Origin of the sequence: Microcystis sp. M31BS1 (assembly GCF_020245285.1) — a bacterium.
GTDB lineage: Bacteria > Cyanobacteriota > Cyanobacteriia > Cyanobacteriales > Microcystaceae > Microcystis > Microcystis panniformis.
In genome coordinates this window covers 1-6,927 of record NZ_JADBVE010000409.1, presented here as the reverse complement: position 1 = coordinate 6,927, position 6,927 = coordinate 1, and the positions used below count along the sequence as shown (strand labels likewise).

General features: G+C 40.7%; 9 protein-coding genes and 1 pseudogene. 2 read left to right on the top strand and 8 right to left on the bottom strand.

Annotated elements, in window-relative coordinates:
• Positions 1-134: 134 nt before the first annotated feature.
• Positions 135-1,117 (bottom strand): annotated as a pseudogene (locus IM509_RS24445) (glycosyltransferase family 2 protein); the annotation flags it as partial.
• Between the two features lie 165 nt (positions 1,118-1,282).
• Entirely contained in the window at positions 1,283-2,164 is an 882-nt protein-coding gene (locus tag IM509_RS23040) for an alpha/beta fold hydrolase (protein WP_052276587.1), read from the bottom strand.
• Between the two features lie 278 nt (positions 2,165-2,442).
• Between IM509_RS23040 and IM509_RS23035 the strand changes: the two genes are divergently transcribed.
• Entirely contained in the window at positions 2,443-3,360 is a 918-nt protein-coding gene (locus IM509_RS23035; RefSeq protein ID WP_185237698.1) for a histone deacetylase family protein, read from the top strand.
• A 115-nt stretch (positions 3,361-3,475) separates the two neighbouring features.
• Positions 3,476-4,669, top strand: coding sequence for a Coenzyme F420 hydrogenase/dehydrogenase, beta subunit C-terminal domain (locus IM509_RS23030; RefSeq protein ID WP_185237697.1), 1,194 nt, complete (start codon positions 3,476-3,478; stop codon positions 4,667-4,669).
• Between the two features lie 343 nt (positions 4,670-5,012).
• Here IM509_RS23030 and IM509_RS23025 read toward each other — a convergent pair whose 3' ends face one another.
• From IM509_RS23025 to IM509_RS23000, 6 genes are all read right to left on the bottom strand, one after another.
• On the bottom strand, positions 5,013-5,267 hold the full coding sequence (locus IM509_RS23025; protein ID WP_052276585.1) for a type II toxin-antitoxin system RelE family toxin: 255 nt from the start codon (positions 5,265-5,267) through the stop codon (positions 5,013-5,015).
• Positions 5,267-5,530 (bottom strand): type II toxin-antitoxin system Phd/YefM family antitoxin, encoded by a 264-nt coding sequence (locus tag IM509_RS23020; protein ID WP_002756068.1) that lies wholly within the window; start codon positions 5,528-5,530, stop codon positions 5,267-5,269. The genes IM509_RS23025 and IM509_RS23020 overlap by 1 nt, the downstream gene beginning before the upstream one ends.
• Before the next feature lie 135 nt (positions 5,531-5,665).
• Positions 5,666-5,800, bottom strand: a complete 135-nt coding sequence (locus IM509_RS23015; RefSeq protein WP_272079517.1) for a hypothetical protein — start codon at positions 5,798-5,800, stop codon at positions 5,666-5,668.
• A 152-nt stretch (positions 5,801-5,952) separates the two neighbouring features.
• Positions 5,953-6,171: a tetratricopeptide repeat protein gene (locus IM509_RS23010; protein ID WP_311768973.1), complete on the bottom strand. Its 219-nt coding sequence runs from the start codon at positions 6,169-6,171 to the stop codon at positions 5,953-5,955.
• A 66-nt stretch (positions 6,172-6,237) separates the two neighbouring features.
• A complete protein-coding gene (locus IM509_RS23005; protein WP_002756072.1) occupies positions 6,238-6,663 on the bottom strand; it encodes a type II toxin-antitoxin system VapC family toxin in 426 nt (141 codons plus the stop codon).
• 35 nt (positions 6,664-6,698) lie between these two features.
• A partial coding sequence (locus tag IM509_RS23000) for a hypothetical protein (protein WP_272079516.1) occupies positions 6,699-6,927 on the bottom strand: 229 nt, incomplete at its 5' end.

Here is a 6,927-nt window from a genome sequence, read left to right as displayed (position 1 = left end):
GACTTTCAAAAACCTTGCATTATCCTTCTTGTGGTACATCGCTTGGTACAAAAAACAAGGGCAACAAAGCCTGAAACGACCGACTCCTGACGACCGGCTACTGACTCCTACCCCCAGGAAAAACTTTTTCAGCAGACCCTAATTAGCTGTACAGAACCCAGAAAAAATATAGCGATCATAATCGTGGCAAAACCCGTGATCGGTGAGTTGGGCTGCTGTAAACGCCAATATAATACTAACAGAGCCATAATCAAAGATATCAGGGCAGAAAATAATCCTAGATAGGTGGCAAAACGTAAGGGGACACGGGAAAAAGATACTAGGCTATTAATAGCTAAAGATAATGATTTGCTAAAGGTATAGGCTCTTCTGGTTTCTGTGTGGAAACGAGGTCTATACTGATAGTTTATTCCGCCAAATAGCACTAAAAGTCTTGCCTGATAAGCATTTCACGATTCCATAAGCAAAAATTATCACACAAAGTCGAGAAGAGCCAGGTATATTTTACTTCCCCGGCAAAGCGCGCATCCCGTTCAAATTTAACCGCAGTTTGTGGAAAGCCAATCCAAGCGCGCAACCCACGAATATAACGATTTCTTTCCGGGAGAGAATTTAATATATCTACTACCTGACGATCCATTAAACAAAAGTCTCCTGTATCGGCGGGAATATCCACATCGGCTAGTCTTTTAAGCAAACGATAAAAGAGATAGGCCGTCAGTTTTTTAAACCAACTTTCTTGTTTTCTTTTGGTTCTTTGGGCATAAACTACTTGATAACCCTCTTGCCATTTTTCAATCATTTGGGGAATTAATTCAGGTGGATCTTGCAGGTCGGCATCCAAAACAATAATTACTTGTCCTCGGCAAAAATTAAGTCCAGCAGTTACGGCCGCTTGATGACCAAAATTGCGGGCGAAACTGATATAACACACTCGTGAATCAGCTTGGTGCAGTTCTCGCAGCAGTTTTAAGGAACTATCTTTACTACCATCATTTACTAGGATTAATTCTACCTCCCCATCTAAATTATTCATGATGGCACTCACCCGGCGATATAGTTCGGCAATAGTTTCTTCCTCGTTATAGATGGGGACGATCAGGGAATATTTTAGCATTTGCATAATAATATTTGACCAGTAATTGATTGAAAAATCTGACTCCTAAGTAGGTGGGTGGAATTAAATATAAGATGAACGTAGGTTGGGTTGAACCATGAAACCCAACTCCCGCATGGGTTACGCTACCGCTAACCCATCCTACAAATAATTGTGCCTCCCTACTTAACTCAGAGAATTCGGAAGAAAATCCTCGATCGCCTGTCCCGTCTCTTCCGGTGCTTCTTCCGGTAAAAAATGACCACTGGCGATCGCCTGTCCGGTGACTTGATTAGCTCGCTGCTGCCAAAGAGCGATCACATCGTATTGACGTGCAATGAAACCTTTTTCTCCCCAAAGAACCAAGAGGGGAGAGGAAATTTTCCGGTCCAAATCCTGACGATCATGCTCTAAATCGATGGTAGCGGCAGCCCGATAATCGGCACAAGTGGCGGTTATCGTGCTTAAATCTCGAAAACAACGCCGATATTCCCCCAAAGCTTCCTCTGTAAAAGCGCTAAAATCTCGACCCCAACTTTGCAAGCAATGTTGCAGATAATAATCGGGATTAGCGGCGATCAGGGTTTCGGGAAAAGGAGAAGGCTGAATCAAGAAAAACCAATGATAGTAGGCAGTGGCAAAAGTTTTATCAGTCGCATCGTACATCGCCATCGTTGGTGCTATATCGAGTAAAACGAGTTTTTTGACCTTTTTGGGAAAATCAAGGGCGAGACGGTGGGAAACTCGCGCCCCTCGATCGTGGCCGATTAGATAAAACTCCTGATAACCCAATTTTTCCATCAGCAATACCTGATCGAGGGCCATGACTCGCTTGCAGTAATTGCTAGAATCCTCTAGGGGTAAGGGTTTATCGCTATCCCCATAGCCGCGCAGATCCGTGGCGATCACCGTAAAATTAGCCGCTAATCGGGGGGCGATTTTATGCCACATTTGATGGGTTTGGGGATAACCATGAAGCAAAAGCAGCGGAAAACCGCGCCCACCTTTGACACCATTGATAGTAATGTCATTAACTTCTAGCTGAAATTTCCGAAAATTTGTCAGCATTTTTGCCTCCTGTCACCTTGGGGAAAGATAATTGCATCATCTGGCAAAAGTGACCCAATCAGTAAAGTTTTTTCACTATAGCCGCTCAAGCCGCTGCTTTTCTGGTAGATTAAAACTATTAGGTTGCTCAAAAATCAACGAGTTAAGCAGTTAGGTGTTAAAAACTGTCAGATCCCCCCGCCTATCGGCACCCCCCTTAATAAGGGGGGCAGGGGGGATCGAACCCAAAATCTATCTTCAATTTAATTATAACCAGCTACTTAAGCAGTAATTTGATTATGATCTCGATTATCTATTCCGATGAATTTCTCGATCACGATACAGGTATTTACCATCCCGAAAAAGCGGCGCGTTTAACGGCAATTGTCGAGGCTTTAAAACAAACAGAATGGCAGTCAAAATTAACATGGCATTTACCGACACCGATCGAAATTCGTGACGAAGTAATCCCTTTGATTAAACAAGTTCATAATCAAGATTATGTTGATGGATTGCGGCGAATTTGTCAACGGGGTGGGGGAAGATTGGATGCAGATACTCCCGTTTCTGCCCGTAGTTACGATGTGGCGTTACTAGCGGTTAGTGGCTGGTTAGATGGAGTTGATCGAGTCTTATCCACCGGCGATCCTGCCTTTATTTTAGCCCGTCCTCCTGGACATCATGCCACTTCTAATTATGGCATGGGTTTCTGTCTGTTTTCTAATGCTGCTATTGCCGCTTATTATGCTTTAGAAAATAAAAGAGTGCAAAAAGTAGCGATTCTTGATTGGGACGTACATCACGGCAATGGCACCCAGGATATAGTCGAAAATCATCCCCAGATTGCCTATTGTTCCCTTCATCAATTCCCCTTTTATCCCGGCACGGGAGAAGCGAGAGAAAAAGGGGAGTTTGATAATGTTTTGAATATTCCCTTACCGGCGGGGAGTACCATTAAAGATTATCAAGAACATTTTGAGGGGCAAGTCATACCTTTTCTGAAAAATTTTCAACCGGATTTAGTGATTGTTAGTGCTGGATATGATGCCAATCAAGCGGATCCTCTGGCGGGCATTTGTTTACACCCACAGGATTATGGAATTTTAACGAAATACCTCTTAACTCTCAATAAACCGCTGCTTTTCGGCTTAGAAGGCGGTTATGATTTAGAAACTTTAGCGGCTTCCGTCGTCGCCACCTTAGAAGCTTTGCTCTGATCCTATTCCGGGTAATCGTTACATTTCTTTAAAAAGATTGGTAACAAAGCGATCGAATGCGGTAAGGTAAACGATCGATAGAAAAAAACCCTTGACCTAGTTGCCTTTTAAGATTATGAACTCGCTTGCGCCACACCTAAAAGCCAAAGCCCTCAAGCCAAATAGTCGTCGTCCTGCCAAAGAATTGTGTAGCGAGTGCGGACTTTGTGACACTTATTATATTCACTATGTTAAAGAAGCTTGTGCTTTTCTCAATCAACAAATCGCCGATTTAGAAGCAGCAGCACACGGCAAAAGTCGCGACTTAAATCAGGAAAATGATCTCTATTTTGGTGTTCATCAAGAGATGATGGCTGCCAAGAAAAAACAAGCTATTCCCGGGGCGCAATGGACAGGAATCGTCAGTACAATTGCCTGTGAAATGCTCGATCGTGGTTTAGTAGAAGGGGTGGTTTGTGTGCAGAATACCGCCGAGGATCGCTTTCAACCGCAGCCGATTCTCGCCCGTACTACGGAAGAAATTCTCGCCGCTAAAGTTAATAAACCGACTCTTTCTCCCAATTTATCAGTCCTAGAAGAAATTGAAAAATCGGGCATGAAACGGTTATTAGTTATCGGAGTTGGTTGTCAAATTCAAGCCCTAAGAGCAGTAGAAAAAAAATTAGGCTTGGAAAAGTTATATGTCTTAGGAACTCCCTGCGTCGATAATGTCACCCGCTCAGGACTACAAAAGTTTCTAGAAACCACCAGTCGTTCCCCAGAAACCGTGGTTCATTACGAATTTATGCAGGACTTTCGGGTACACTTTAAACACGAAGATGGCTCGATGGAAATGGTTCCTTTTTTTGGCTTAAAAACTAATAAATTAAAAGATGTTTTTGCCCCTTCCTGTATGACTTGTTTTGATTATGTTAACTCCCTTGCCGATTTGGTTGTGGGCTATATGGGTGCGCCTTTTGGCTGGCAATGGATTATGGTTCGTAATGATACGGGCAAGGAAATGTTAGAGTTAGTTAAAGATCAATTAGATACCCAAGATGTTATGTCTAGTGGTGATAGAAAACAGGCGGTACAAAATAGTATTCCTGCCTACGATAAAGGTGTAACCTTGCCGATGTGGGCGGCAAAAATGATGGGAGTAGTAATTGAAAAAATCGGACCTAAAGGTTTAGAATATGCTCGCTTTTCTATCGATTCTCACTTTACCCGTAATTACCTTTATGTTAAACGTAATTATCCTGAAAAATTAGCAGTTCATGTTCCTGAATATGCTAAGAAGATTGTGGAACAGTATAAATTGCCCGATTAATTAGGGTATGCTGACAAAGTAGGGGCGCATCATTCGGATAGCAAATCTACGGTTTCAGCGATAGGTTATCGTCCGAATGCTTCGCCTCAAGTCAATGATAGGTGGTGCGTTACGACGGATTGTTAGCTTCAAGTCAAAGCGGAAATTTTGGCCGTCTAACGCACCCTACTGGACTAGGTAATAGGTGTAGGGGTAATTCATGAATTACCCCTACAATCGGCCACGTTTTTCTGGATGTTGTTAAATTTTCTCTTGACAAAAGCCTCTTGACATGATACTATATTCATAATGGAAAATCCGTGCGCCTACAGACCCTAGTTTTCAAGAATTTTCAAGGTCTAGTTTATTCGCCATAATGGGTTTTAGTACGATGAATATAGATTAACTTCTGTTCATCATTAATGGTGTAAAGTATTCTATCTTGATAACTTAAGCGAATTGAGTAGAAACCCGTTAAATCTCCTACTAATTTTTTGCCACTATAGGGAGAAATACTCAGGGTATCTTGGATAATTGACTTCAGTTTCTTCTTAAGTTTAGGGGTTAGCTTATCAACATCTTTTTTAGCTTCTTTGGTAAATCTGACTTCATAAACCATTAATCAATGTCTCCCAACACTTCCTCAAGAGAATAGGTTTCATTTTCATTAATTTGCTGTAGAGATAGTTGTAAGCTTTCTCTTAAGTCGGGAATAGATAGTAATTCGATGGTTTCTTGTAAACTTTCATAGTTTTTTTGGGAAATCAAAATTACAGAATCTTCCTGATTCTCAATGGCATAAATTTTGTTATCTTCTGTAACCGATTTAACGAGACTGGGTAAATCGGTTTGAGCATCGGCGATTTTAATTTTTTTGATCATAATTAATCCTTTTTTTGATGATGAAATAATAAAAATTATTGTAGGGATTTAACAATCTCACCTAATCACACTCCAGACAGCATCCTCCTATAATTATCCATCATTGTAGTTCATCAGTGACTAATTCAATCACTGTCAATGGTGGTGGTGGGTTACTGGACTAGGTAATAGGTGTAGGGGTAATTCATGAATTACCCCTACCATAACGTTTTTCTGGATGTTGTTAAATTTTCTCTTGACAAAGGCGACTTGACAGGATACTATATTCATAATGGGAAATCCGTGCGCCTACAGACCCTCTTTTCCAACGGTCTTAACTATGATTGGTTTATTCAATCAATCTTCATCTCTAATTCACTCTTAACTAGCTCCCTAGTCATAGTTCATCATTCCAATCATTCCAATCACAGTTAAGACTGTTTTCAGGGATGAGGGGGTTTTGGTTTCAACATCTCCACCACCTCCTCAGGAAACCGTTGTCTTAATTCTGCTTCGGGTAATTGGGATAACATCCTCAGATAATTCTGATAAACGGTTTGAGTATGGGGATGATTTTCCCCTAATCTTTCCCTGAAAATATTAATCGCTTCTAGATAGAGCGGTTCTGCTTCTGAGTATCTGCCTTGACAATAAGGACAAATGTACTAAGTTGTTGAGGGAAGTTGCCACATCGGGATGATTGTATCCTAAGAGTCGTTGTCTCAAATCTAATGTAACTCTATATTTTGAAATAAAATGAAAAATCCTTCTTGTGTAAAATGCTTATCGTGGGTAAGAATTTCATTTATATTCATTTGGCGCATTGTTTGCATGGATATACAATCTGTTAAGCTGTAATCCTTATCTGGACGATTTTGATATAAATCTAATCCTGATTGGAACGTCTGATGAGTTTGAGGTATAACTAAGATTTGGGGATTATTTTGTAAGCCTCTAATAACTTGTAAGGTTTTTCGTCTAACTGACATTCCATAAGCAGATAGATTGTTGAAAACTTCAATAAAGACTTCATCGGTTGTCACTATTGTTACCTGCTGGAGTTTCCTTGTCATTTCTATAGCTTTCTCATGCCAATCATCACGATTGTTAATGAGAGCAACCCAATAAAATGTGTCTGCAAATATGGTTTTCATTGCTAGGATGCTATAAACTTTAGTTTCGGCTTTGCTTAGGATTTGGGAACTCCATAAAGATAATGGTCATGTTGATTAGCAAGATCTATAGGCAACTTTTCTAAGTCGTCATTGTCTAATGGCATCTCTTCCAGAAGCTTTAATATTGCCTCCCCTACATTACTTTCAGATTTAGCATAACTAGCTTGTGCTGAAAGTAGGAAGTTCAAAGTTTCTTCTATTAAAGAATCTGGTGCTTGTTCAATCTCTTGTAATAGTCTCTCT

Bases quoted from the DNA above. Each gene is read 5' to 3' on its own strand.
- IM509_RS23015 (WP_272079517.1), bottom strand. From the start codon at position 5,800: ATGAATATAGTATCCTGTCAAGTCGCCTTTGTCAAGAGAAAATTTAAC.
- IM509_RS23005 (WP_002756072.1), bottom strand. From the start codon at position 6,663: ATGAAAACCATATTTGCAGACACATTTTATTGGGTTGCTCTCATTAAC.
- IM509_RS23020 (WP_002756068.1), bottom strand. From the start codon at position 5,530: ATGATCAAAAAAATTAAAATCGCCGATGCTCAAACCGATTTACCCAGT.
- IM509_RS23030 (WP_185237697.1), top strand. From the start codon at position 3,476: ATGAACTCGCTTGCGCCACACCTAAAAGCCAAAGCCCTCAAGCCAAAT.
- IM509_RS23025 (WP_052276585.1), bottom strand. From the start codon at position 5,267: ATGGTTTATGAAGTCAGATTTACCAAAGAAGCTAAAAAAGATGTTGAT.
- IM509_RS23040 (WP_052276587.1), bottom strand. From the start codon at position 2,164: ATGCTGACAAATTTTCGGAAATTTCAGCTAGAAGTTAATGACATTACT.
- IM509_RS23035 (WP_185237698.1), top strand. From the start codon at position 2,443: ATGATCTCGATTATCTATTCCGATGAATTTCTCGATCACGATACAGGT.